Origin of the sequence: Streptomyces sp. NPDC008163 (assembly GCF_042956885.1) — a bacterium.
Taxonomy (GTDB): Bacteria; Actinomycetota; Actinomycetes; order Streptomycetales; family Streptomycetaceae; genus Streptomyces; species Streptomyces drozdowiczii_A.
Genome location: NZ_JBIBHG010000002.1, coordinates 113117 through 137668, shown reverse-complemented (window position 1 = coordinate 137668; position 24552 = coordinate 113117). Strand labels below are relative to the sequence as shown.

Sequence of the window (24552 nt, the reverse complement as noted above, 5' to 3'; positions counted from 1 at the left end):
GGCCTGGCACCGCCCCGTCCACGTCCGGTGAGAGGAGTCCCGGTCGCCGGGACCGCGCTCAGCCGTTGAACCAGGCGGCCACATCGAGCCGGAAGGCACCGCCCGGGGCCATGGTGCGCAGGTCGCCCTCCAGGGCGCGGACCCGTTCGGCGCCGAGGACCCGGACCCATTCGGCGCGCAGCCGGTCGAAGCCCTCGGCGGACCGCCGGAGCACGTCGACGCCCCGCGCGGTCAGCAGGACCAGCTTGCGGCGCCCGTCGGCCGGATCGTCGGCGCGCTCCACGTAACCGAGGCTTTCCAGGCGGTCGACGGTCTTTCCGGCCGCCTGCTTGGAGACGCCGAGGCGGCGGCCGATCTCGCTGGCGGTCGCCCCCTCGATGCCCACGGCCTGGAGGGCATAGCCGTACGCGGGCCGCATGTCCGGGTGCCCCTGCTCGGCCAGCTCGCGGTGGAGCGCGTCGATGACCGTGCGGAAGCCGGCGAACAGCAGAAGGGGCAGCTCGAAGCCCCGGCCGGCCTCCTCGGGACGCACTTCCCCACGGCCGCCCGCCCGCTCAGCCATTGCGCAACTCGACAACCTGGTTTACGTTTTCGTCAATCACGTTGTCGAGTTTAGCCGAGAGGTCCCACCATGCCCGCGACCGCCTTCCCCGACCACACCCTCGAATCCGCCCCCGCCGCCGCCCGGTCCGGCCTCACCGCCATCGCGCAGAAGCAGGGCTTCCTGCCGTCCGCCGCCGCCCGCATGGCCACCTCCCCCGAGGTACTGAGCGGCTTCCTGAAGATGAACGCGCTCTTCGAGTCCACCACCCTGGACCAGCTCTCCCGCGAGGTGCTGAGCATGACCATGGCCACCCGGAACGGCTGCCACGTGTGCGTGGCGATCCACACCGGGATCCTCACCGCCCTGGAGGCCGAGCCCGCACTCCTCGCCGCCCTCCGTGCGGGCACCCCGCTCCCGGACGAACGGCTGGAAGCCATGCGGCAGTTCATCCTGGCCGTACTCGCCACGAACGGTGCCGTGGACGACGCGGCGGTCGAGGCGTTCACGGCCCACGGATACACCGCGCGCAACGCGCTGGAGGTGACCCTCGGCATCGCCACCTACACCCTGTCCACCCTGGCCAACCGGATGACGGACGCGCCGGTCGACGGCCCGCTGGCCCGGTTCGCCTGACGCCTGCGGGGCCCCGGCGGAGGGGCCCCGGAGTGACCATCGCACCATTCGCTCGTTCAGCTGAATGTGCGCCCTCCGTCAGAGCTACCGCCGCCCGTCGCCCCGGTCGACGCGGAACAGGCCGAGGCCGCGCTGGTCGAGCACTACCCCCGGCTGGTGCGGATCGGCTACCTCCTGCTGCCGCCCTCACCGGGCCGCACCCGGCGGGTGTTCGCCGCCCACGCCCTCGCCCAGCGCTCCCTCCAGGCCGCCCACCGCGCCGGTGCGGCCACCGTCCCCCGGCCTCGCCGCACCGGCGACGCCGACCCCGCGTACACCTACGTGCGGCGCCAGGTGCTGCGCCGGGCTCTGGCGGCCGGACGCGCCCGGCGTCTCCGGTTCCGGCCGCGCCGCACCGCCCTGCCGCCCGTCCTCCCGTCGGCGTGGGGCCTGCGGCTGCTCCCGCACCCGGGCGGTGCCGGTGAACTCGCCCTGGAGCGGGAGCTGGCGGCGCTCACCGCCCCCGCCCGGGCCGCCTTCGTCCTGCGCGGCCTGGAGGGGCTGGCGGACGGGGAGGTCCGGCGGGAGCTGGCCGCCGCCGGGGTCGCCGATCCGCACGCGGCCCTGACCGAGGCGGACGGGGTGCGGGCGCGCCACGAGCTCCTGGGCTCCCCGGAGTTCGACCCCTGCTCGCTCCAGGCCCGCCCGCCCGATCTGCCGGGCCGCCGCAGACGCGCCCGCACCGCGCTCGCGGCCGGCGCCGCGCTCCTGGTGTGCGGGGCACTGCTCGGGCTGCCCGGCGGCGGCTGGGGCCACGGCGGGCTGACCGCCCCGCCGTACGCGCGCAATCCGGCGTCCGAAACGGCCCTGGACCCGGGGGCGTTGCGCCGGGTGCCCGCGACGTACTGGCGCCGCTCCGCGCGTACGGACTTCACCTCCTGGCCCACCCGCGGCGACCGCACCCAGGACACCCGGCTGCTGCGGCGGGCCCTCGGGGTGTGGGCCCGCCCGGGCTCCGGTGTCCGGACGTCGGCGACACCGGGCACGCCCACGGGCCCGCCGATGGGCGCCCCGCAGCTGCTGTACGCGGGCGAGGTGGGGGGCTCCGCGGTGGTGCTGTTCCACGACGGGCTGCGCGTCGTGCGGTACGCCGAGCCGCGCAACGCCGATCCCGCGCTGGGCGCCGCCCTCGACTTCGCCCGGGTGGACGGGGCGGACCAGGCGGCGTCGGGCGCGCTGGTGGTGGCCAGGACCGGGGACGGGGTGCGCTATCTGACGGCGCCCTGGGTGCGGGAGGCCCGGGTGCGGGACCTGCGCGCGCCGGACCGGGCGCCCCGCCCGCTGGACCGCTCCCCGGACGGGGTGACCGGTCCGCTGGCCGACCCGGCGGCGGGGTCCGGCTGCCGGTCCTGGCAGGCCGTCGAGCTGACCGTGGGCACGTCGGTGCGGCTGGTCACGGACCTGGGCGAGCTCGCCCCGGCCCGGCTGACCTCCGGCGCCCCGGGCAGCCCGCACGACGTGACGGGGCGGGCCGAACGGGAGAGCTGGGCGCGCACCGCGTGTCTGCTGCGGGCGGTCCGGTCGCACGGGGTGCGGTCGGTCAACTCCTGGGCCTACGCCCGGCAGCCGCTGCCCGAGGGCGGGGGCACGGCGCGCTGGCTGTGCACCCGGGCGGAGACCTGGCGGGGCGCGGGAAGCAGGGTGATCGCGGAGTTCCAGGCGCCGTCCGGCCACCCGGAGGCGCCCGGCGCGGTCGCGGCGCGGGCGGAGGACGCGCCGGAGTGCGGGGCGCGGACGCCCAGGGTGCTGGCGGGCGTGCTGTGGCAGTCGCCGGGCGGGCGGTGGTACGTCCTGGCGGCGGGCAGCGGGCAGTTCGCGTCGCTGGCCACGTCGGGCGGGGTGACGGGGAGCGCTCCGGGGCGGCTGCTCGCGGTGCCCGCCGCCGAGGGGGTCCGGCCCCGGCTGGACGGGCGGCTGAAGGACGGGAGCCGGGTCGCCGCGCTGCACTGAGCGGCCACCGCGCCCCACCGGAACAGGGAATTCGGCGCACACCCCTGTTCCCCGGGCCTACCGCTCAGTATTTTGACAACATGTCTAACACGCAGCCAGCGGCGGTCGCGGCGGAGCGGACCGCCCTCAAGGCCCGCCGGGTCAGCTTCGCCTGGGACCGGACCCCCTTGCACTGGGTGCCGGGCGACCCGTTCACCACGCACACCATCAATGTGCTCCACCTCCTGCTGCCCGCGGGGGAGCGCTGGTTCATCCACGTCTACCGCCAGGTGCTCCCGTACATCCACGACGAGGAGCTGCGGCAGGACGTCATCGGCTTCATCGGCCAGGAGGCGATGCACTCCCAGGCCCACGACGACGTGCTCCCGCACCTCAAGGAGCTGGGGCTCGACCCGACGCCGTACACCGCGCAGGTCGACTGGCTCTTCGAGAAGCTGCTCGGCGACCGGACGCTGCCGCCGGGCCGGGCGCGCACGTGGTGGCTGATGGAGCGGGTGGCGACGATCGCGGCGATCGAGCACTACACCGCCTTCCTGGGCGACTGGATACTCAACGCCGACGAGCTGGACCGGCGCGGCGCCGACCCGACCATGCTGGACCTGCTGCGCTGGCACGGCGCCGAGGAGGTGGAGCACCGCTCGGTCGCCTTCGACGTGTTCATGCATGTCGACGGCGGCTACCGGCGGCGGGTGCGGACCTGGGCGACGGCGTTCTCGGCACTGCTCTTCCTCTGGCAGCGCGGCACCCGGTTCTTCATGGAGAACGATCCGAGCCTGCTGGACGGCAAGGCGTCCTTCGGGCAGTTCTACCGCAGCGGCCGGCGCGGCACCCTGCCCAGCACCCCGGCGATCCTGCGCTCCGTCCCGCGCTATCTGAGCCGTGCGTACCACCCCTCGCAGGAGGGCAGCACGGCCCAGGCCGTCGACTACCTCACCCGCTCGCCCGCCGCCGTCGCGGCCGAGGCCCGTACGACGGAAGCCCGCTGACCATGCCGCGTTCCCTGCCCCTCCCCCGCCTGCGTACGGTCGCCGTGGCCGCCGGAGCCGCGCTGCTCGCCCGCCGGGCGCTGCGCCGGCGCATCCAGGAGTCCCCGCTGTGGCCGATGCCCGCGCTGGACGAGCCCATATCCGGCCGGAACACGCGCCGTTCGACCACCGGGCGGCGGCTGCTGGTCACCGAGCGGACCAGCCCCGCCGACGGTGTCGTCCAACTCCGTCTGGAGGGGCCGGACCTGCCCGCCTGGGAGCCCGGGGCCCATCTGGACCTGGTGCTGCCCTCCGGTCTGGTCCGGCAGTACTCGCTGTGCGGGGACCCGGCCGACACCGGCTCGTACACCGTGGCCGCCCGGCTCGTCGAGGACGGGCGCGGCGGCTCCCGCGAGGTGCACACCGCGCTCCACGAGGGCGCCGGGATCGAGGTGCGCGGCCCGCGCAACCGCTTCCCGCTCGCCGACGCCCCCGCCCACCTCCTGATCGCCGGCGGCATCGGCATCACCCCGGTCCTGCCGATGGTCCGCCGGCTGGCCGCCGAGGGCGCCGACTGGCGGCTGCTGTACGGGGGCCGGAGCCGGGCCACGATGCCGTTCCTGGAGGAGGTCGAGAAGCTGGGCGCCGACGGGGGCCGGGTCACGGTCGTCCCGCAGGACGAGGCGGGCCACCCGGACCTCGCCGCCGTCCTCGCGGACGCGGCCGAGGGCACGGCGGTCCACTGCTGCGGCCCGCAGCCCCTGATGGACGCGGTCGCCGCCGCGCTGCCGCCCGGCTGCTCCCTGCACCTGGAACGCTTCACGGCGGCGGGCCCGGACCCGGCCGGTGCGGCCCCGTTCGAGGTGGAGCTGCGCCGCTCGGGGCTCACGGTCCCGGTCGCGGCGGACCAGTCGGTGCTGGCCGCCGTCCGCGCCGAGCTTCCGCATGTCACGTACTCCTGCGAGCAGGGCTTCTGCGGTACGTGCCAACAGCGCGTCCTGGCGGGCGAGGTGGAGCACCGCGACGACCTGCTGACCGACGCGGAGCGCGCGGACTCCATGCTGATCTGCGTCTCCCGGTGCCGGGGCGGGGAGCGGCTGGTGCTGGACCTCTGAACCGGCCGGACCCACCGGTCGGTACGCTGGGGGCATGACGACCGGGGTGCGGCGCAGGATGGGCGTCGAGGAGCGCAGGCAGCAGCTGATCGGCGTCGCGCTGGAGTTGTTCAGCCACCGGGCGCCGGACGAGGTGTCGATCGATGAGATCGCGTCGGCGGCGGGGATCTCGCGACCCCTTGTCTACCACTACTTCCCGGGCAAACAGAGCCTGTACGAGGCGGCGTTGCGCCGGGCGGCCGACGAGCTGGCGGCCAGGTTCGTGGAGCCGCACGAGGGGCCGCTGGGCGCCCGGCTGCTGCGGGTGATGGGCCGGTTCTTCGACTTCGTGGACGAGCACGGGCCCGGGTTCGCCGCGCTGATGCGGGGCGGTCCGGCAGTCGGCTCGTCCACGGCGAACGCCATGATCGACGGGGTGCGCCAGGCCGCCTGCGAACAGATCCTGGCCCATCTGGACGTCGAGGAGCCCCCGGCCCGGCTGGAGTTGGTCGTACGGTCCTGGGTGTCGCTCGCCGAGTCGACGGCGCTGCTCTGGCTGGACGGCCGCCGGGTGCCCCGGGCGGAGCTGGAGCTGCAGCTCGTGCACGACTTCGCCGCGCTGGCCGCCGTGAGCGCGGCGTACGACGAGGAGATGGCGGGGATCGTGCTGCGGGTGCTGGCGCAGGAGCCGGCGGACGGGCCGTTCGGGGACCTGCTGACCCGGCTCTCCGCGCTGGCACCGGCCGTTCCGGCGGTGCCCACGCAGCGGCTGCCGTAGGTCCTTGCGCGGGAGGCCCGCGCAAGGACCTACGGCTCAGCGCCGTACCGACACGAACGGCTGGGGCTCCGCGCCCTCGGCGGTCGAGGTGCCGACCACCGTGAGCCCTGCCCGTCCCCCGGTCACCGCGTTGGCGGCGTTCTCCACGGGGGCCGCCGGGTCCGTCGCCGCGGGCTGCGGAAGCGCCAGGTCCTTCCAGTGGTCCCGGGTCCCGGGCTGCCAGGCCCACGCCAGCGCGTCGCGCCGCCCTCCGAGGGTCTGGCCCACGACGGCGATCCCGCCTCCGGAGCGCGCCGTGACGCCGAAGAGCCGGGCGGGCACGTCCGGCACGGCGAGCCGGTGCCAGCCCGTGGCGTCGTGGCGGGCGACCAGGGCGCGCGTCGATCCGTCCTCGGGCGACCAGTCCTCGCCGACCAGCCAGACCGTGCCGTCCTCGGACACCGCGAGCCTCTGGGCCTGGCCGGGGAGGTCCGTGACGCCGGGGGCCTCCACCCGCCGCCAGGTGTGTCCGTCGTAGTGCAGCAGCAGCGGGCTGCCGCGGTCACCGTCGTAGCCGGTCGCCCAGACGTCGTCGTCGGCGACCGCCCGGACCGCGTTCAGGTACCAGTAGTCGCCGGGTAGTTCGGGCAGGGGCACGTCGCGCCAGGCCGTCCCGTCGAAGTGGCGGACGATCCCGGCGTTCCGGTACTCGATGTTCCAGGACCCCTTGGCCTCGTTCCAGGTGCGGGAGACCTCGATCTGCGCGATCCCGGCGGCCCAGGCGCCGCCCGGCCGGGCGTCCACGTCCAGCAGCGAGCCGGCCCCCGACTTCTCCGGCAGCTCCACCGGCACGACCTGCCAGCGCCTGCCGTCGAAGTGCTGGCTGTAGACCCGCCCGTCGAGTGCGGCGGAGTCGTCGCCGACGAGCCACACGTCACGGCCGCCGTTCGCGTCCACGGCGTTGACGCGGCTGCTGACGTCCCCGGCGGCCGTGGTCGCCGACGGCACGGGCGTCCACGCGGCCCCGGGCGCGGCGCGTTCGGCCACGACGGGCCGGAAGCGGGTCACCTGGCCCTCGGTGCGGATGGTGAATCCGGCCGCCCAGGTCCTCCCCCGCCCCACGTCCGTGACGCCGAGGAGGGTGGCGTCGCCGTACGGTGCCGCCTCACCCGCCCAGCTGCGCCCGGCCGCGTCCAGCGCGGAGGCGGGCACGGGCGCGGACAGGGCGACGGTCAGGGCGGCCGTGGCGACGGCGGCATGGAGCAGCGGGCGGCGGCTGGACTTCAGCAAGGGTGTTCCTTCCGGAGACGGTCTCCCCCGGTAAGTGCCGTGGCCCGCCCGCCGGGTTGCACCCGGGCCGGATCAGATCTTGCGGTAGGAGGGGTCCAGGTCCCGGGCCTCCGCCGAGAGGTGCGGCGCCGCACCGGTGACCGTGCCGAGGTGGGCGCGCAGGAGGTCCAGGACGGCCTCGGTCAGCCGGGCCTTGGTCTCCGGGGTGCGGCCGGGCAGCAGCGAGATGTCCACGTGGACGAGTACGTCGCCGACCGGCGCGTCCGCCACCACGGTCTCCTCGGCCCGCCGGAAACGGGTCTTGCAGGCGGCGATCTTGGTGTCGACGGTCGCGGCGACGACGGGGTGCAGCGCGAGGGCGAACGCGGGGCGGTCGAAGGCGTCGGCGAGTTCGGCGGAGTAGTCGACGGTGATCTGCGGCATGGCGCGCTCCGGGGCGGTCGGGCGGTGGGCGGACGGCGTCCAGCATCCCCGGACCGGCCGAGGGGCACAACAGGTATCCGCCGGACACCCCCTAGGTGAGCAGCTCCCCGTGCAGGGCCAGGGCGAGGCCCGCCTCCGCGCTGTCGGCCCGGCCCTGTTCGAAGGCGCGCCGGTACGCCGCGTCGCCGACCGCCTCCCGGGCGCGCCGTTCGCAGGTCTCGCGGACCGGGCCCAGCTCGGGGGTGCCGCGCTGGGGGTGGCCGACCATGCGCCAGTAGACCTGTCCGGTGCCGTAGACCCGGGCGGCCCTGGCGCCCTCGCCCTGGGCGGCGATGGCGGCGGCGAGGACGTCCAGGCCGAGCGCGATGCCGAAGCGGTCGCGGAGCCGGTGCTTGCCGGTGAGCATGGCCCGGGCGTGCGCGGCGGCGGGTTCGGCGCGGCCCTGGAGCAGGGCGATCAGGGCGAGTTGGTAGTCCACGTAGGACCGGGTCCAGCACTCGTCCTGGGCCTCGCAGGCCGCCCGCAGCACCACCGCGGCCGATGCGGCCTCCTCCAGGCGGCCGAGCCCGGTGAGGGCGAAGACGGTGATGAGGTGGCAGCGCAGCCGGTAGGCCGCTTCGAGCCGGGTCCCGGACGCGGTTGTCCTGAGCACCCGCCGCGCCTCGCTCAGGCCCTTCTCGGGTTCGCCGGTCATCAGGTGGGTGAGTCCGCGCAGATAGGCGGCGGCGAGGATGCCCTCGTCGGTGCCGTCGGCGGCGGCCTCGCGGACGCACTCGCGGCCGATGCGCTCGGCGGCCGGGTAGTCGCCCTGGAGCAGGACGCAGATGCCGAGCACCCACAGCGCCCGGGTGCGGTGGGGGCCGTCGGCCGGTCCGCCGTCCAGGGCGCGCTGGGCGTACCCCCGGGTCTGCGGGAGGTGGCCGCAGCAGCACCAGAAGAAGCCGATGCGGCCGGCCATCTCCTGGGCGGCGGCGGGGTCGTGGACGAGGAGGTGGTCGAGCGCGGCGCACAGGTCGGCGTGCGCGTCGGCGATGCGGTGGTACCAGAGGATCTGGTCGTCGCCGGTCCAGCCGGCGTGGGCGTTGCGGGCGAGGCGCAGGAAGCAGGCGGCGTGCCGGTCGGCGGCGGCCCGTTCCTCGCAGAGCTCCACGAGCCACATCCGGCCGTACTCGCGCAGGGTGTCGAGCATGCGGTGGCGGGTGCCCTCGCGGCTGACGACGGACTTGGCGGCCAGGCCGCGCAGGGCGGTGCGGACGCCGTCCTCGGTGAGCGGGCCCCCGGCGCAGACGGTGACGGCGGTGTCCTCCTCGAAGTCGCCGCGCAGCACGGTGAGCCGGGCCCACAGCAGCCGTTCGAGCGGGGTGCACAGCTCGTGGGACCAGCCGATGGTGGTGCGCAGGGTGCGGTGGCGGACCGGGCGGAGCGTGGTGTCGGCGAAGACGTCGAGCCGGGAGCCGAGGCGCTGGGCGATCTCCTGGACGCTCTGCCGGCCGACCGCGGCGGCGGCGAGTTCGATGGCGAGCGGGATGCCGTCGAGGCGGCGGCAGATGTCGGCGGCGGCCTCGGCGGTGCCCGGTTCCCGGAAGGGGGTGGCGGGGGCGGCGGCGGTGGCGCGTTCCCGGAAGAGGGTGAGGGCGTCGGCGGCGCCGTCGACGGGCAGCGGGTCGACCTCCACGAGCTGTTCGCCCCGGGTGTCCAGGGGCTGGCGGCTGGTGGCGAGGACGGTGAGCCCGGGCGAGGTGGTCAGGATCTCGCCGAGGAGGTGGGCGCAGGCGGGGCGCAGGTGCTCGCAGGAGTCCAGGACGAGCAGCAGCTGCTTGTCGGCGAGCCATTCGCACAGTACGTCGATGGGCGGGCGCAGGGTGTGGTCGCTGAGGCCGACCGCGTCGGAGACGGTGGCGAGGAGGAGTTCGTCGTCGTGCAGCGGGGCGAGGTCGGCCCACCGGACGCCGTCGCGGTAGCCGGGGGCGGCCCGGCGGGCGGCACGAAGGGCGAGCCGGGTCTTGCCGACGCCTCCGGTGCCGGTGAGGGTGGTCAGCCGGCCGGTGGCGAGGGCGTGTTCGAGCCCGGTCAGCTCGGCCGTCCGTCCGACAAAGCTGGTGGTCTCCTCGGGGAGATTGCTGGCCATCGTCACCGTCGCTGCACAGGTGGAGTGAAAGGCGTGCCCGGAGGTGTCGTTCCACGACACCTCCGGGCGGCTGCCCATACGGTAGTCCCGTGGCGGTCAGCGCAGGGTGAACACCGCCACCGTGCGTCCCGGAACGGTGAAGCTGCCCGAACTCCGCTCGTACGAGGACTTCTTGACGGTAGGATCCGCGCCCTTCGCCTGGACGGGGTGCAGGGCGTAGTCCTGTCCGGCCAGCGCGGCGATCTTCTGCGTGGTGGTGGCGGGCGCGGCGTTGAAGACGACGACGAGCCTGCCGAGGCGCATGGTGATCACGCCGGGGGTCTCGTCCTTGCCGGAGAGCGGGAAGGAGAGACGGGACTGCACCTGCGCGGCGCTGGCCAGGCCGAAGTCCCGCTCCGTGGTGCGGATGGTGAGCAGGTCCTGGTAGGCGGCCGACGCGCCGTTGATCTGTGCGCAGCCCGGGTTGACCGTGTCGTTGGTCAGCAGGGGCTTCGCGTAGGGCCACTTGGCCTCGTTGTCCGCGGCCGGCGGCAGTCCGCGCCCGAAGCCGTTGCCGGCCCGGCAGTCCCAGTGCAGGGCGTTGAACCAGTCGCCGCTGTCGAAGGAGTTGCGGTCCAGCGACTTGGAGCGCAGCAGGTCCGTGCCGGCCTGGGAGAGCGCGGGGCCCTGCGAGAGGGTCGCCGTCGCCATGGCCAGGACCTGCATGCGGGCCCGGTCGGAGGCAGGGGTGCCCGCCGGGAGCTTGAAGGCGAGCGCGTCGTACAGGGACTCGTTGTCGTGGGCGTCGGCGTAGGCGAGGGCGTCACCGGGTGCGGCGGCGTAGCCGGCCGGGGCGCCGTTGTAGTCGACGCCGGAGCCCTTGACGGTGTTCCCGGCGGTGTCGGTGAAGGTGTAGTCGGCGAGGTTGCCGGTGAGGCCGACCTTGATCAGGTCCTGGTAGTGCAGCAGGCGGGCCTTCTGCTCGGCCTGCGTGCCGTTGGCGGTGGAGGTGTTGGGGTCGGTGTAGAGGCCGCTGGCGAAGCCCTGGACGCCGGGGTCCTCGTCGAACGGGGAGCCGCCGCGTACGGCGTCGCGGGCCCGGTCGGAGAAGGTGGCGATGCCGGTGCCGGCCATGTTCTTCTGGGTGGCCTGGACGAAGCGGGCGTCGTCGGCGATCTCGCCGAAGTTCCATCCCTCCCCGTACAGGATGATCTTCTTGCCGTCGACGCCGTCCTTGGCGACGGTGAGCGCGTCGAGGGCCTTGCGGACGGCCAGGATGTTGGCCTTGGGATGGTGGCCCATCAGGTCGAAGCGGAAGCCGTCGACCTTGTACTCCTTGGCCCAGGTGACGACCGAGTCCACGACGAGCTTGCCCATCATGGTGTTCTCGGGGGCGGTGTTGGCGCAGCAGGTGGAGGTGGCGACGGTGCCGTCCTCCAGGAGCCGCTGGTAGTAGCCGGGCACGATCCGGTCGAGGACGGACTTCTCGTCCTGGCCGGAGGCGACGGTGTGGTTGTAGACGACGTCCATGACGGTCCGCAGTCCGGCGCCGTTGAGGCCCTGGACCATCTGCCGGAACTCGACGGTGCGCTTCGTGCCGTCCGGGTCGGAGGCGTAGCTGCCCTCGGGGACGGTGTAGTGCAGCGGGTCGTAGCCCCAGTTGAAGGCGTCCTTCGCGGCGGCCCCGGCCACGCACGCCTGCTGTTCGGCGGAGTCGGGGGCGTAGACGGACAGGTCGCAGGCCGGTTTCTGCTGGTCCTTCTTCTTCTCGGGGATGGTCCCGATGTCGAAGGCGGGCAGCAGGTGGACGTAGCTGGTGCCGGAGTCGGCGAGCCGCTTCAGGTGCTTCATGCCGTCGGAGCGGGTGTCGGTGAAGGCCAGGTATTGGCCGGGGTGCTGCGAGGTGGGGTCCGCGATGGAGAAGTCGCGGATCTGGAGCTCCTGGATCTGCGCGTCGCGCAGCGGTACGGCGGCGGGCTTGCGCAGGGTGTTCCAGCCCTTGGGGGCGAGCTTCGGGTCCGCCAGGTCCACGACGAGGCTGCGGGCGGAGTCGGTGGTGAGGGCGGTGGAGTAGGGGTCGGTGACCTTGTTGGTGACGATCTTCTGGACGGTGGGCGCCCAGACGTTCACGGCGTACCGGTAGGGCTTGCCGGTCCAGCTCTTCTTCCCGGTGACGGACCAGACGCCGGTGCGGTCGTCGCGCCGCATGGGCACGGTCCTCCCGTCGAGTTCGAGCGCGACGGTACGGGCGGTGGGCGCCCACACCGAGAGGGTGGGGGTGCCGTGGCGGAAGACCGGGCCGAGCGCGGCACCGCTCGCCTTCGCGCCGTAGAGGTCGTCGAGGACTCCGGCGCTCTGCACCCCGGTGGCGGCGAGCAGGGCCCCGTTGGCGGCGCGCTGGGTGGCGACGATCTGGCCGCGCAGGGCGTCGCGGACGCGGTCGCGGTCCCGGGCGTCGACGGTGAAGGCGGGGTAGTCCTTGAGGTGCGGGTACTTCGCCTTCTGTGCGTCGGTCAGCGCGGACGGGGTGAGGCGCAGCCACTGGCCCTCGTCGCTGAGGGCGCCGTCCTCGACGGTGATGCCGCCCTTCTCCGCGTACACGAGCTGCTGGCTGGTGGCCTCGGTGGCCTTCACCTTCCAGACGACGGTGCCGGCGTCGATCCACTGCGCCTCGGCCTTGGTGAGGTCGGGCGCCGGGACGCCGCCGGCCTGCGGGAGCAGATAGCCGGCCTGCCCGCCGAGCAGCCACACCTCGTGGCCGTACGTGGCGAGGTCGAGGGACTGGTCGCTGGGGAGGTCCTTCTCGTCGCCCCGGTGCAGGATGTAGCTGAGCGAGGTGGCCCCGTCGGTGAGCGGGACCTCGAAGGTGAGCCCGGAGGCGTCCTTCTTCACGGGCTGGAGCGGCTTGGCCCAGTCCGTGGGCTCCTTGGCGCCGGTCCAGGTGTGCAGGCCCCAGCCGTCGTAGTCGCCGTCGGCGCGGTAGTAGTGCAGCACCGCCTTGGTCCTGTCCTGCTCCGGGTAGGCCCCGTCGGGCGCGGTCCCGGCCTGGCCGTCCTCGCCCTGCGCGATCCACACCTCACCGGTCTTCGCCAGGTCCACGGAGCGCTCGGGCCCGTCGGCGGTGCCGGACTTCTCGACGGTGTACGGGACGGTGGCGGCGCCCTCGGGCACCTTGATCCACGCGAACGCGCCGTAGGCGTCGCGCCCGGCGAAGGCCGCGGTGGTCTCGCCGGACCTGGCCTGCCAGCCGTCGTAGTCGCCGTCGGCGCGCCGGTAGTGGACGACGGCGTAGTCCCGCTCGACGGCGACGGGCTTGGCCGGGGCGGGGGCCTGCCCGGCGGTGGAGGAGGCGGTGGCGCTCGCGGTGCGGCCGGTGCGGTCCACCACGACGGCCTTGTAGCGCAGCGGCGTTCCGGCGGCGGTCCTGCCGCTCAGCGTATGGGTGACCTTGTACGGGGCGTGGTCGGCGGTGCCGAGGGTGGTCCACTTGCCGTTGCCGGTCTGGGCGGCGAAGACGACCCGGTTGAGCGAGCCGCCGTCCACGTCGGCGGTCAGCTCGACGGTGCCGGTGGCGCCCGCGGCGGGGGCCTTCAGGGTGACGGAGGGCTTGGCCGCCGGTGCCGCGAGGGGCTCGGCCGCGCGGAGCACGAGGCTGGACAGGGCCGGGACGGTGACGGTGACCTTCCGGTCGGTGCCGCTGCGGACCGTACCGGAACCGCCGTACAGCGTACGGAAGTCCATGCGGGCGGAGCCCGTGGGCAGCTCGACGGTCTTCGCGGAGGTGCCGTTGTTGGTGGCGACGACGTACTCGGTGCCGCGCTTCGCGTCCGTGCGCGAGAAGGCGTACACCGGGCCCTCGGCGTACCGCTCGGTCTGGACGCCGTCGCGGAGCGCCGGGTTGTCCCGGGTCAGCTTCGAGAGGGCGGCGATATTGCGGTAGAGCGGGTGGCTCTCGTCGTACGCGTCGGAGGCGTGGGTGCGGTCGGTGCCCAGCTCGTCGTCGTCGAGGTAGTCGGCGGTCTTCGAGGCGAACATCGTCTGGCGGGCGTCCTTGTCGCCGCCGGCGCCCGTGAAGCCCTGCTCGTCGCCGTAGTAGACGACGGGGTTGCCCCGGCCGAGGAACATCAGCTCGTTGGCGAGCTCCGCGCGCTTCACCAGCTCCGCGTCACCGGCCTCCGGGTTGTCCTGCTTGAGGAAGGTCCCGATGCGGCCCATGTCGTGGTTGCCGAGGAAGGTCACCTGCTCATAGGCGTTGGCCTTGTCGGTGGTGTACCGGTAGTCGTCGCCGAAGACGGCGGCGAGCTTCGAGGCCGGGGCGCCCTGCGAGGCGTACTGGCGGGCCGCCTCCTGGAACGGGAAGTCGAGCGTGGCGTCCAGCCGGCCCTGGGTGACGTACGGCGAGGTGACGGCGGTGTCCGAGGAGTAGACCTCGCCGAACATGAAGAAGTCCTTGCGGCCGTGCTCGGCCGCGTACGCGTCGAGCGCGGTCGCCCACTGGGTCCAGAAGTCCATGTCGACGTGTTTGACGGTGTCGATCCGGAACCCGTCTATCCGGAAGTCCCGGACCCACTTCTCGTAGATCTTCTCCATGCCGGAGACGACCTCGGGCCGCTCGGTCCACAGGTCGTCCAGGCCGGAGAAGTCGCCGTACGTGGTGGACTCGCCGGCGTACGTCGAGTCGCCCCGGTTGTGGTACATCGTCGGGTCGTTGAGCCAGGACGGCGTCTTGCCGCCGCCGCTCACCGGCTTGTACGGGAAGGAGTCGGCGTCCACCTTCGCGATGCCGGCGGCGTCGTCGAAGGGGCGGCCGTCGCGGTCGAGGTAGGGGTAGGCGCCCTTGGACTTGTAGCCGTAGGTCTTCTCGGCGTAGTCGACGGTGTCGGCGGTGTGGTTGGTGATGACGTCGAAGAAGACCTTCATGCCCTTGCGGTGGGCCTTGTCGATCAGCTTCGTCAGGTCGGCGTTGGTGCCGAAGTGCGGGTCGACCTGGGTGAAGTCGGTGATCCAGTAGCCGTGGTAGCCGGCCGAGGCGTCCTTGCCGGTGCCCTGCACGGGCCGGTTCTTGAAGATCGGCGCGAGCCAGATGGCGGTGGTACCGAGGTCCTTGATGTAGTCGAGCCGGTCGGTCAGCCCCTTGAGGTCGCCGCCCTGGTAGAACCCCTTGTCGGTGGGGTCGTAGCCGGTCTCCAGACGCGAACCGGTCAGCCCGCCGCGGTCGTTGCGGGTGTCGCCGTTGGCGAACCGGTCGGGCATCACGAAGTAGAACTGCTCGCGGGTCAGATCGTGCCGGGTGGCCTGGGCGGCCAGCTTGGCGTCCGAGGGCGCGGCGGGCGGCCTGGCCGCGGCGGCGGGCAGCGCGGGCACCAGGGCCGCGCACAGGGCGGCCGCGACGACGGCGGTCGCCGTTCTGCGTGCGGGCACGCGCGGGTACGGACGTTTCACTCGGGCTCTCCTCGGAGGGGTGCGGGGGTGTGCGGTGCCGGACGGGCCGCGTGGGGGACGGCCCGTCCGGCGGTCGGGGGTGGAGGGCGGGAGGTCAGCCGCGCCAGACGTCCGTGGTCAGGGTGACCCTGCCGGAGGACGGCACCGTCGCCGTGCGGTTGGCGCCGCTCTCCCAGGTCACGTTGCCGCTCGCGTCCTTGCGGATGTACTTGTACTCGAACACGGTGCCCGCGGGCAGGTTCACGTCGAGCTTCCAGACCGGGTACGTCGCCGGGTCCAGCTTCAGCGCGCTGCCGGTGTTCCAGTTGCCGAGGGCGGACTGGTTGCCGGTGACGTAGATGTTCTGGCCGAGCTGGGTGGTGGCGTTGACGCCGAAGGAGGCGCCGGAGGTGCCGGTCTCCGTACCCGGGTCGGTGGTGCCGGTGGAGCCGCCGCAGGTGCGGGCGCCGGTGTGCAGGGCGAGCGCGGTGTTGGCGCCCAGGGTCGCGGTGAACTGGCCGGAGCCGTTGACCGTGACGCCCTTGCCGGACTGGACGTCGCAGTAGTCGCCGGCGGGCAGCGAGGTCTGGAACGTGCGCGTCAGCGAGGAGCCCTCGTGGTTGATCGCCACGTACGCCTTGGCGCCGCGCCCGAAGGCGATCTGGTCGCCGCCGTTGTCCCACCAGTTGGTGACCGCCTCACCGCGCGCGGTGTTGCGGAGGCCGACCATGGAGGAGATCTCGCGCCAGGCGTGCTGGCACTTCCAGCCGTCGCTGTAGCAGGCGTTCACCGTGCCGCCGTTGGGCGGTCCGGCGTCCTTGTCGGACCACTCGTAGCCGGAGTGGACGTCGGGCGAGCCGTAGGGCCAGGCGAGCATGAACACGCTGGCGAGCGTGTAGTTGGCGCCGTCCTTGTAGTTCAGCGTGTCGCCGCCCCGCTCGGTGTCGTGGTTGTCGACGAACACCGCGGCCTTCGAGGACGGCATGAAGCCCCAGCCCTCGCCGAAGTTCTTGAGGTTGGCGAGGTTCTCGTTGTTGAAGACCTGTTTGAGGCTGCGGGCGTAGCGGAACTCCTGGACGTCGCCGTTCCCGGTGTACTCGTCGGGCGAGACGGCCTCGCCCGCCCCGTAGATCGCCTCCTGCTTCCAGTAGACGCCCGGGTTGCTCAGCCGGGACTTGATGTTGGCGAGGTCGCCCGCGGGCATGTGCTTGGCCGCGTCGATGCGGAATCCGTCGACGCCCAGCGAGAGCAGGTCGTTGAGGTAGCCGGCGATCTTGCCGCGTACGTAGTCCTCGCCGGTGTCCAGGTCGGCGAGCCCGACCAGCTCGCAGTTCTGGACGTTGGCGCGGTCGCCGTAGTTGCTGATCTGGGCGGTGCAGTCGTCCATGTCGGCCGAGGAGTACAGGCCGGGGTAGTTGTACTTGGTGTACGAGGTGCCGCCCGTGCCGGTGCCCGAACCGCTGGTCATGTGGTTGATGACCGAGTCCGCGACGACCTTGACGCCCGCGCTGTGGCAGGAGCTGACCATACGGGCGAAGGCCGTACGGTCGCCGAGCCGCCCGGCGATCTTGTAGCTGACCGGCTGGTACGAGGTCCACCACTGGCTGCCCTGGATGTGCTCCTGGGGCGGCGAGACCTGGACGAAGCCGTAGCCGGCCGGGCCGAGGGTGTCCGTACACGCCTTGGCGACGGAGTCGAACTTCCACTCGAAGAGGACGGCGGTGACGTCCTTGGTGCCCGGGGCGGACGCCTCGGCCGTCGTGGCGGGGACCACGAGGGCGGCGGCTCCCGCGACGAGGGCGAGCGCGGCAGACAGGGGTCTGCTGGCCATGTTTTCCTCCTGCTGTGGGGGGAAATGCGGGTGACGGTTCAGCCCTTACGGCAACGCGCCCTGCCCTCAAGGCTCCTGAAGGTTCTTGCTGCAAGAATGCAAACCTTGCCGCAGCGAGACCGTACGAGCCCGACAGGTCCCGGTCAACCCTTTGGACATCACCCGCTCACATCCACGAAATACCGTGGATTTCTTCCTGCAAGGTCTTACGCAAGACATTGCAGCACTGTTACGTTTCTCCCGACTCCGGTCCGGCCGGCCGGGGGTCCCGTTACCCCGGGCCCCACGCGCCCGGCCGGCCGGGCCGGTCGAAGAACAAGAGGGGCGCCGGAGGTCACACTCCCCGCCGGCCCGACCGGGCCGACTTCCGGTGCCCCTCCTGTACCGGCCGCCCCGGGCCACGGGCCGTTCCGGGGCCGGGAATAGGCTCGCCCCATGTGGCCAGGACAGCAGTCGCACCCCGATCAGCCCAACACGCCGGGTCCGCGGCCCGGTTCGCCCCAGGCGCAGCCCGGCCGGGGCACCCCCGACTGGCATGCCGCGCCCACGATGGGCATGACCACCCCCGAACCTCCCCGCCCCCGCCGCAACCGGACCACGGTCGCCGTGGTGGCCGCGTCCGCCGCGGTCGTCGTGGCCTGCGCGGCCGTGGGCTACCTGGCCCTCCGCGACGACGGGAGCGACGAGGCAGGCCCGCGGCCGACGCCCACCGCGTCCGCGAGCGCGCCGGCGGGCGACGGCGGCACGGACCGGGGCGCCGGAGGCGGCGGCTCCGCCCCGCTCGTCCCCGGCTGGAACACCGTGGTCAACGCCAAGCGCGGCATCACCTTCGACGTGCCCGCCTCCTGGAAGCGCCAGTCCGCGGACTGGGTGAGCTACGTGACGGAGAACGACGACCCGAAGGAGAAGCCGCTGGTCGCGATGGCGGCCCCGGCGATCCTCAAGGAGAAGTGGTGCACCTCTGACGACGACAAGGACGGCACCCCCGAGGAGTCCTCGCTCGCCTCGGTCGGCACCACCGGGGAGCAGGGATCCAAGAGCGCGGCCGAGGCCGCCCAGGACACGGCCGAGACCTGGGTCTACGGCCTCTACACCCAGCCCGACCGGTCGCACCTGACGGTCGGTGAGCCCGAGTCGTTCCGTACGAAGTCGGGCGTCGAGGGCAGCCTCGTCACGGTCACGTCGTCCGGCACGTCGAAGAAGGGCAAGTGCGACACCGACGGCAAGGCGGTGACGTTCGCCTTCAAGAACGCGGAGGGCAGGTTCGTCTCCTGGAGCTACGTCGGCGCCCACGGCGTCCCGGACGAGGTCTCCGACGCCACGATCCGCCAGATCCTCGGCACCGTACGCCTCTTCAAGGACGGCGACGGCGAGGACTGACCCGGCCCCGAGGGCCGGGTCCCCCCTCCGGACCCGGCCCTCTTCGTATGCCCGCTCAGGCGTTCCGCAGCGCCGCCGTCGACCCCCGGACCACCAGCTCCGGCTGGAACACGTACTCCGTGCGCTGTACGGGGCTGCCGCCGATCTCCTCCAGCAGCGCGCCCACCGCGGCCGCCGCCATCGCCTGGACCGGCTGGCGGACGGTGGTCAGCGGTGGGTCGGTGAACGCGATGAGCTGCGAGTCGTCGAAGCCCACCACGGACACGTCGCGCGGTACGTCGAGTCCGCGGTCGCGGGCCGCGCGGACGACGCCCAGCGCCATGAGGTCGCTGCCGCAGACGATCCCGGTGCACCCGCGGTCGAGCAGCGCGCCCGCCGCGACCTGGCCGCCCTCGACGCTGAACAGCGTCGAGCAGACCAGGAGTTCGGCGTCCGCGCGGTCCAGGCCGAGCACGGAGACCGCGGCCTCCACGAAGCCGTCCCGCTTGCGGCGCGAGGGGACGTAGCGCTGCGGCCCTATGGCCAGGCCCACCCGGCGGTGGCCGAGTTCGGCGAGGTGGCTCACGGCCATCCGGACCGCGGCGGTGTCGTCGGGCGAGACGAACGGGGCGCTGATCCGCTCGTTGTAGCCGTTGATCAGGACGAACGGCACGCCGCGCTCGGTCAGCGCGGCATAGCGCGCCGGATCGGCCGAGGTGTCGGCGTGCAGCCCGGACAGGAAGACGATGCCGCCGACGCCGCGCTCGACCAGCTGCTCGACCAGCTCGTCCTCGGTGGCGCCGCCGGGCAGCTGGGTGCAGAGCACCGGCGTGTAGCCGTGCCCGGCGAGCACCTGCTCCACGGACTGGGCGAACGCCGGGAAGATCGGGTTGGTCAACTCGGGGGTGACCAGGCCGATCAGCCCGGCGCTGCGCTGCCGCAGCCGCACGGGCCGTTCGTAGCCCAGGATGTCGAGCGCCGCGAGCACCCGCTGACGCGTGGTGTCCGCGACGCCCGGCTTGCCGTTGAGGACCCGGCTGACGGTCGCCTCGCTGACGGACGCCTGCCCTGCGATGTCCGACAGGCGCAGCGAACCGCCCGCGCCGGGGCCCCTCGGCAGGGGGACGGTCGTCACACCGTCCACCACACCGTGGTGTCGGCGGGCAGCTCGACCGTGTCGCCGTCGGCCCGGACCGGCGCGCTGGACAGCAGGACCGTGCCCTGTACGGGGATGCGGACCGGGGCGCCCGTGGTATTGACGGTGCAGACGAACCCGGGGCGGGCGAAGGCGAGCAGCCCCTCCGGGGCGTCCAGCCAGCGCACCTCGGTGCCCGCGCCGAGCCCGGGGTGGGCCCGGCGGGCGGTGATCGCGGCCCGGTACAGCTCCAGCGTGGAGCCGGCCGCGCCGGTCTGCGCCTCGACACTCAGCTCGCCCCAGCCGGTGGGCTGCGGGAGCCAGCTGCCGCCCGCACCGAAGCCGTACGAGGAGCCCTCGCGGGTCCACGGGATCGGGACGCGGCAGCCGTCGCGGAAGCCGTCCTGGCCTTCGGCCCGGAAGAACGACGGGTCCTGGCGGGCCTCGTCGGGCAGGTCGGTGACGTCGGGCAGGCCGAGCTCCTCGCCCTGGTAGACGTAGGCGGAGCCGGGCAGCGCCAGCATCAGCAGGCTGGCCGCGCGGGCCCGGCGCAGACCGAGCTCGCGGTCGCCGGGGGTGCGGATCTGGGTGCCGAGGCCCGCCGGGTTGGCGAACCGGGTGGCGTGCCGGGTGACGTCGTGGTTGGAGAGCACCCAGGTGGTGGGGGCGCCGACCGGGCGCATGGCGTCGAGCGAGGTGTCGATGACCTCGCGGAGCGCGGCGGCGTCCCAGGCGGTGGCCAGGTACTGGAAGTTGAACGCCTGGTGCATCTCGTCGGGGCGCACGTAGTTGGCGGTGCGCTCGACGGTCGGGGTCCACGCCTCGGCGACCGCGATCCTGTCGCCGGGGTACTCGTCGAGGATGACGCGCCAGCTGCGGTAGATCTCGTGCACCCCGTCCTGGTCGAAGAACGGCATGACATCGTTTCCGAGCAGCTTCAGCTGGTCGTGGGTGCCGAGGTCGGGCAGCCCCTCGGCCTTGACCAGGCCGTGCGCGACGTCCACGCGGAAGCCGTCGACGCCCATGTCGAGCCAGAAGCGCAGGATCGAGCGGAACTCGTCGGCGACGGCCGGGTGTTCCCAGTTGAAGTCGGGCTGCTCGGGCGCGAAGAGGTGGAGGTACCAGTCGCCGGGGGTGCCGTCCGGGTTCACCGTGCGGGTCCAGGCGGGGCCGCCGAAGATGGACTCCCAGTCGTTGGGCGGGAGTTCGCCGTCGGCGCCCTTGCCGGGGCGGAAGTGGTAGCGGTCGCGCAGCGCGGAGCCGGGGCCCTCGGTGAGCGCGCGCTTGAACCACTCGTGCTGGTCGGAGGAGTGGTTGGGCACCAGGTCGACGATGATCCGCAGGCCCAGGTCGTGGGCGTCGCGGATCAGCGCGTCGGCGTCCAGGAGGCTGCCGAACATCGGGTCGATGGCCCGGTAGTCGGCGACGTCGTACCCGGCGTCCGCCTGCGGGGACGCGTAGAACGGGCTGAGCCAGACCGCGTCGACGCCGAGCTCCTTGAGGTACGGGAGTCTGCCGCGTACGCCTGCGAGATCGCCCATGCCGTCACCGTTGCCGTCGGCGAAGCTGCGCGGATAGACCTGGTAGATCACCGCGTCCTGCCACCAGCCGGTGCGGTGGCCGGCGGCGTCGTCGGACGTGCCGGTGGAGGGGGCAGCGAGGTGCTGGGTCATGTCGTCCCTGGGGTGTCTGGGTGGGGGGTGGCGCCGGGACCGGGTCGGGATTCCGGCGCCACCGTGACTGGTGCGTGCGGTCGTACGGGCGGTGCTCAGCCCTTGACGGCTCCGGCGGACATGCCGGTGACGAGGTGCTTCTGGGCGAACAGGAACACCAGGGCCGCGGGTATCGCGATCAGTACGGACGCGGCGGTCATCGGGCCCCACTGGGCGCCGTACTGGTTGACGAACAGCTGGAGGCCGCCCGCGAGGGTGAGGTTGTCCTCGCCGACCATGAAGGCGGAGGCGTACGCCACCTCGCCCCAGGCGGTGATGAAGGAGTAGAACGCTGTGACCGCGAGGCCCGGCTTGGCCAGCGGCAGGATGAGCCGCCAGAAGGTGCCGAACGGGGTGAGTCCGTCGACCTGCCCGGACTCGTCGATCTCGCGCGGGATGGTGTCGAAGAAGCCCTTCATCATCCAGGCGCAGAACGGCACCGAGATGGTCAGGTACGTGATGACGAGACCGGCGGGCTTGTTGAGCAGCCCCATGCCCGCCATGATGTTGTAGATCGGCACGATGAGGACGGCGACCGGGAACATCTGGGTGACCAGCAGCGTCCACATCAGCCCGCGCTTGCCGGGGAACCGGAAGCGGCTGACGGCGTAGCCGGTGGAGGCCGAGACGATGACGCCGATGAGCGTGGTGAGGCCCGCGACGATCAGCGAGTTGCCGAACCAGGTCAGGAACTTCGTGTCCTGGATGAGGTTCGTGTAGTTCTCGAACGTCGTGTCCTTGAAGAAGTCCGTGGTGGTGGCGAACTCGGCGGGCTTCAGCGAGGTGAGCAGGACCCACAGCACGGGGAAGACGGCGATCACGGACGCGACGATCAGCGTCAGGTGCAGGGCGGTGGAGGCCAGCGGCGAGCGCTCGCCGCGCCGCCGGATCCTGGCCGGGCGCTGCGCGGAGTGCCGCGCGGTGGGGGTGGGTGCGGTGGTCACCAGTCGTCTCCCTGGGTGCGCAGGACTCGCCGGTAGACCGCGGCGAAGATCAGCAGGAGTACGAGGATCAGCACACCCCAGGTGGAGGACTGCGCGAAGTCGCGCGGGCTGATCTCGAAGGAGAACTTGTACGCCTGGGTGACCAGGATCTGGGTGGCTTCGCCGGGTCCGCCGCGGGTGAGCAGGAAGATCACCGGGAACATGTTGAAGGTCCAGATGGTGGAGAGCAGGATGACGGTCGTGGAGACCGGCCGCAGTCCGGGCAGTGTGACGTGGCGGAAGCGCTGCCAGGCGGTGGCGCCGTCCATCTCCGCGGCTTCGTACTGCTCGCTGGGGATGGACTGGAGGCCGCCGAGCAGGGCGACCATCATGAACGGCACGCCGAGCCAGACGTTGACGACGATGACGGAGATCTTGGCGATCGTGGGGTCGCCCAGCCAGTCGATGCCGTCGATGCCGCCGCCGGCGAGGATCTTGTTGAGCAGCCCGCGGTCCTGGTTGTAGAGGAAGCGCCAGGCGAAGACGGAGACGAAGCCGGGGATGGCCCAGGGCAGGATGAGCGCCATCCGGTACGCGGAGCGTCCGGCGATCTTCCGGTTGAGGATGTTGGCCAGGGCCATGCCGAGGCCGAAGGTGATGGCCACGCAGGAGACCGTCCACACCAGGGTCCACCCGAGCGTGCCGAGGAACTGGTTGCCGGTGAGCGCGTCGGCGTAGTTGTCCAGGCCGACGAACTTGTACGTGGCGGGCAGGTGGTTGACCCCGATGGACCGCGCGACGTTGCGCTCGTTGGCGTCGGTCAGCGACAGGTAGATGCCGCGGACCAGGGGGTAACCGATGATCACGCCGATCACGACGACGACCGGGGCCACCATCGTCCAGGCGTACCAGTGCGTCGACAGGGCCCGCCGTATCCGTCCCGGCGGCGGGGGGTTACCAGTACCGCGGCTCCGGCCGCGGGCGACGTCGTCGCCCGCGGCCTTCACCACCGACTGGCTGGTGTGGACAGCCATCAGCCGGCCTGCCTTCCTGAGTTACTTCCAGCCCTTGAGGAGCTTGCGGTAGGAGTCGCCGGTCGCCTTGACCGCCTTCTCCGGGGTCGTCTGCCCGGTGAGGACCTTGGTGTACTCGGTGACGAGCGGCGCGAAGAGGCTGCCGGTCTCCGGGATCCAGGGGCGCTCGACGGCGCTCTCGACGACCGGCTTGAAGAAGCCGACGATCTCGTTGTTGACGACCGGCTCCTGGGCGTAGGCGGAGGTACGGGTCGGCAGGAGGTTCAGCTCCTTGGTGACCTGGGCCTGCGTCTTGACGGAGGTCATGTAGTCGACGAAGGCGTAGGAGGCGTCCAGGTTCTTGGAACCGGCGTAGACGGCCAGGTTGTGACCGCCCTGCGGGGCGCCCTGCGCGGCGGAGCCGGCCGGGACCGGGGCGACGCCCAGGTTGGCCTTGTCCTTGAACTCCTTGCCGGTGTAGGTGTCGGCGACGGCCCAGGGGCCGTTGATCATCATCGCGACGTCGCCGTTCTTGAACGACGCCTGCATGTTCTCCCAGCCGTCCGTGGCGTCCGTCTTGGCGGCGCCCGAGTCGACCAGGTCCTTGACGACCTTCATGGCCTTGACACCGGCCGCGTCGTCGATGGTGACGGTCTTGTCGGCGGCGTTGACCATGTCGCCGCCCTCGCCGTACAGGAAGGAAAGGAACCAGTAGGCGTCGTCGCCGCGCAGGTAGAAGCCGGTCTTGCCGGTCTTCGCCTTGATCTTCTTGGAGACGGTCTTCAGCTCGTCGATGGTGGTGGGGACCTCGACGCCGGCCTCCTTGAACATCTTCTTGTTGTAGAAGATGCCCATGGAGTCGATCACCTGCGGCACCGCGTACGTCTTGCCGTTGTACTTGGTGGACGCGGCGGCCTGCTTCAGGAAGTCGTCCTGCTTCTGCAGGGCGGGGGTGCCGTCCAGCGGGGCCAGGTAGCCGAGGTCCGCGAACTCGGGGGTCCAGGCGACCTCGGAGCGGATCACGTCGGGGGCGCCGGAGCCGGCCTGCGCCGCGTTCTTGAACTTGTTCTGCGCGTCACCGAAGGGCACGTTGACGTACTTGACGTCGACCTTCGGGTGCAGCTTCTCGAAGCCCTCGGCGATCTTCTTGAAGACCTTGTCCTCGCTGCCCGCGGTGGAGGTGTCCCACCACGTCACGGTGCCGGAGAGCTCGCCCGAGCTCTTGGAACCGCCGTCGGACTTGTCGTCGCTGCCGCAGGCGGTCGCCGCGAGCGCCAGGGCCGCGACCAGGGCGGTGGCCGTTATGCCACGTCGCATCTGAACTCCTTCAACTGCCGTACCGCTCCGTCGCGGCGC

General features: G+C 72.6%; 17 protein-coding genes. 6 read left to right on the top strand and 11 right to left on the bottom strand.

The annotated features are described in order from the left end of the window. Positions 1 to 58 precede the first annotated feature (58 nt). Positions 59 to 562 (bottom strand): MarR family transcriptional regulator, encoded by a 504-nt coding sequence (locus ACFZAT_RS05750; protein ID WP_391260624.1) that lies wholly within the window; start codon positions 560 to 562, stop codon positions 59 to 61. A 69-nt stretch (positions 563 to 631) separates the two neighbouring features. Between ACFZAT_RS05750 and ACFZAT_RS05745 the strand changes: the two genes are divergently transcribed. The 5 genes from ACFZAT_RS05745 (at position 632) to ACFZAT_RS05725 (ending at position 6003) form a co-directional block, all read left to right on the top strand. Then, entirely contained in the window at positions 632 to 1177 is a 546-nt protein-coding gene (locus tag ACFZAT_RS05745; RefSeq protein WP_391260621.1) for a carboxymuconolactone decarboxylase family protein, read from the top strand. A 66-nt stretch (positions 1178 to 1243) separates the two neighbouring features. Further along, complete coding sequence (locus ACFZAT_RS05740) at positions 1244 to 3166, top strand: hypothetical protein (protein ID WP_391260619.1); 1923 nt, start codon at positions 1244 to 1246, stop codon at positions 3164 to 3166. 80 nt (positions 3167 to 3246) lie between these two features. Then, positions 3247 to 4152, top strand: coding sequence for a metal-dependent hydrolase (locus tag ACFZAT_RS05735; RefSeq protein ID WP_391260616.1), 906 nt, complete (start codon positions 3247 to 3249; stop codon positions 4150 to 4152). A 2-nt stretch (positions 4153 to 4154) separates the two neighbouring features. Then, a complete protein-coding gene (locus tag ACFZAT_RS05730) occupies positions 4155 to 5246 on the top strand; it encodes a 2Fe-2S iron-sulfur cluster-binding protein (protein ID WP_391260613.1) in 1092 nt (363 codons plus the stop codon). 34 nt (positions 5247 to 5280) lie between these two features. Then, positions 5281 to 6003 carry a TetR family transcriptional regulator gene (locus ACFZAT_RS05725; protein ID WP_391260610.1) on the top strand — a complete coding sequence of 241 codons (723 nt, stop codon included), beginning with the start codon at positions 5281 to 5283 and terminating at the stop codon, positions 6001 to 6003. A gap of 36 nt (positions 6004 to 6039) precedes the next feature. Here the strand turns inward: ACFZAT_RS05725 and ACFZAT_RS05720 are convergent, their stop codons facing one another. The 5 genes from ACFZAT_RS05720 to ACFZAT_RS05700 all read right to left on the bottom strand — a co-directional run bounded on the left by ACFZAT_RS05720 (position 6040) and on the right by ACFZAT_RS05700 (position 17054). Beyond that, the gene (locus ACFZAT_RS05720; protein WP_391260607.1) at positions 6040 to 7272 is read right to left on the bottom strand and encodes a hypothetical protein; all 1233 of its coding nucleotides are present in this window, start codon (positions 7270 to 7272) and stop codon (positions 6040 to 6042) included. Between the two features lie 72 nt (positions 7273 to 7344). After that, positions 7345 to 7695, bottom strand: coding sequence for a 5-carboxymethyl-2-hydroxymuconate Delta-isomerase (locus ACFZAT_RS05715; protein ID WP_391260606.1), 351 nt, complete (start codon positions 7693 to 7695; stop codon positions 7345 to 7347). A 91-nt stretch (positions 7696 to 7786) separates the two neighbouring features. Continuing rightward, the gene (locus ACFZAT_RS05710; protein WP_391261659.1) at positions 7787 to 9823 is read right to left on the bottom strand and encodes an ATP-binding protein; all 2037 of its coding nucleotides are present in this window, start codon (positions 9821 to 9823) and stop codon (positions 7787 to 7789) included. A 96-nt stretch (positions 9824 to 9919) separates the two neighbouring features. After that, a complete protein-coding gene (gene pulA / locus ACFZAT_RS05705; RefSeq protein WP_391260603.1) occupies positions 9920 to 15244 on the bottom strand; it encodes a pullulanase-type alpha-1,6-glucosidase in 5325 nt (1774 codons plus the stop codon). 94 nt (positions 15245 to 15338) lie between these two features. Continuing rightward, complete coding sequence (locus ACFZAT_RS05700) at positions 15339 to 17054, bottom strand: carbohydrate-binding module family 20 domain-containing protein (RefSeq protein WP_391260600.1); 1716 nt, start codon at positions 17052 to 17054, stop codon at positions 15339 to 15341. A 549-nt stretch (positions 17055 to 17603) separates the two neighbouring features. On the opposite strand from ACFZAT_RS05700, the gene ACFZAT_RS05695 reads away from it, so the two are divergent. Beyond that, positions 17604 to 18434 carry a hypothetical protein gene (locus tag ACFZAT_RS05695; protein ID WP_391261656.1) on the top strand — a complete coding sequence of 277 codons (831 nt, stop codon included), beginning with the start codon at positions 17604 to 17606 and terminating at the stop codon, positions 18432 to 18434. 55 nt (positions 18435 to 18489) lie between these two features. Here ACFZAT_RS05695 and ACFZAT_RS05690 read toward each other — a convergent pair whose 3' ends face one another. The 5 genes from ACFZAT_RS05690 to ACFZAT_RS05670 all read right to left on the bottom strand — a co-directional run bounded on the left by ACFZAT_RS05690 (position 18490) and on the right by ACFZAT_RS05670 (position 24513). After that, positions 18490 to 19560, bottom strand: a complete 1071-nt coding sequence (locus tag ACFZAT_RS05690; protein ID WP_391260597.1) for a substrate-binding domain-containing protein — start codon at positions 19558 to 19560, stop codon at positions 18490 to 18492. Next, positions 19545 to 21221, bottom strand: a complete 1677-nt coding sequence (locus ACFZAT_RS05685) for an alpha-amylase family glycosyl hydrolase (RefSeq protein WP_391260594.1) — start codon at positions 21219 to 21221, stop codon at positions 19545 to 19547. The genes ACFZAT_RS05690 and ACFZAT_RS05685 overlap by 16 nt, the downstream gene beginning before the upstream one ends. Positions 21222 to 21316: 95 nt before the next feature. Beyond that, positions 21317 to 22207 (bottom strand): ABC transporter permease subunit, encoded by an 891-nt coding sequence (locus ACFZAT_RS05680; RefSeq protein ID WP_391261653.1) that lies wholly within the window; start codon positions 22205 to 22207, stop codon positions 21317 to 21319. Next, on the bottom strand, positions 22201 to 23217 hold the full coding sequence (locus ACFZAT_RS05675) for a sugar ABC transporter permease (protein ID WP_365679494.1): 1017 nt from the start codon (positions 23215 to 23217) through the stop codon (positions 22201 to 22203). The genes ACFZAT_RS05680 and ACFZAT_RS05675 overlap by 7 nt, the downstream gene beginning before the upstream one ends. Positions 23218 to 23238: 21 nt before the next feature. Then, positions 23239 to 24513, bottom strand: coding sequence for an extracellular solute-binding protein (locus tag ACFZAT_RS05670; RefSeq protein ID WP_391260590.1), 1275 nt, complete (start codon positions 24511 to 24513; stop codon positions 23239 to 23241). Between the last annotated feature and the right edge of the window lie 39 nt (positions 24514 to 24552).

What these genes read in the sequence shown, in the direction of transcription:
- ACFZAT_RS05750 (WP_391260624.1), bottom strand. Translation starts at nt 562, where the DNA reads ATGGCTGAGCGGGCGGGCGGCCGTGGGGAAGTGCGTCCCGAGGAGGCC.
- ACFZAT_RS05745 (WP_391260621.1), top strand. Translation starts at nt 632, where the DNA reads ATGCCCGCGACCGCCTTCCCCGACCACACCCTCGAATCCGCCCCCGCC.
- ACFZAT_RS05735 (WP_391260616.1), top strand. Translation starts at nt 3,247, where the DNA reads ATGTCTAACACGCAGCCAGCGGCGGTCGCGGCGGAGCGGACCGCCCTC.
- ACFZAT_RS05730 (WP_391260613.1), top strand. Translation starts at nt 4,155, where the DNA reads ATGCCGCGTTCCCTGCCCCTCCCCCGCCTGCGTACGGTCGCCGTGGCC.
- ACFZAT_RS05725 (WP_391260610.1), top strand. Translation starts at nt 5,281, where the DNA reads ATGACGACCGGGGTGCGGCGCAGGATGGGCGTCGAGGAGCGCAGGCAG.
- ACFZAT_RS05715 (WP_391260606.1), bottom strand. Translation starts at nt 7,695, where the DNA reads ATGCCGCAGATCACCGTCGACTACTCCGCCGAACTCGCCGACGCCTTC.
- ACFZAT_RS05710 (WP_391261659.1), bottom strand. Translation starts at nt 9,823, where the DNA reads ATGGCCAGCAATCTCCCCGAGGAGACCACCAGCTTTGTCGGACGGACG.
- ACFZAT_RS05700 (WP_391260600.1), bottom strand. Translation starts at nt 17,054, where the DNA reads ATGGCCAGCAGACCCCTGTCTGCCGCGCTCGCCCTCGTCGCGGGAGCC.
- ACFZAT_RS05695 (WP_391261656.1), top strand. Translation starts at nt 17,604, where the DNA reads ATGGGCATGACCACCCCCGAACCTCCCCGCCCCCGCCGCAACCGGACC.
- ACFZAT_RS05685 (WP_391260594.1), bottom strand. Translation starts at nt 21,221, where the DNA reads ATGACCCAGCACCTCGCTGCCCCCTCCACCGGCACGTCCGACGACGCC.
- ACFZAT_RS05675 (WP_365679494.1), bottom strand. Translation starts at nt 23,217, where the DNA reads ATGGCTGTCCACACCAGCCAGTCGGTGGTGAAGGCCGCGGGCGACGAC.
- ACFZAT_RS05670 (WP_391260590.1), bottom strand. Translation starts at nt 24,513, where the DNA reads ATGCGACGTGGCATAACGGCCACCGCCCTGGTCGCGGCCCTGGCGCTC.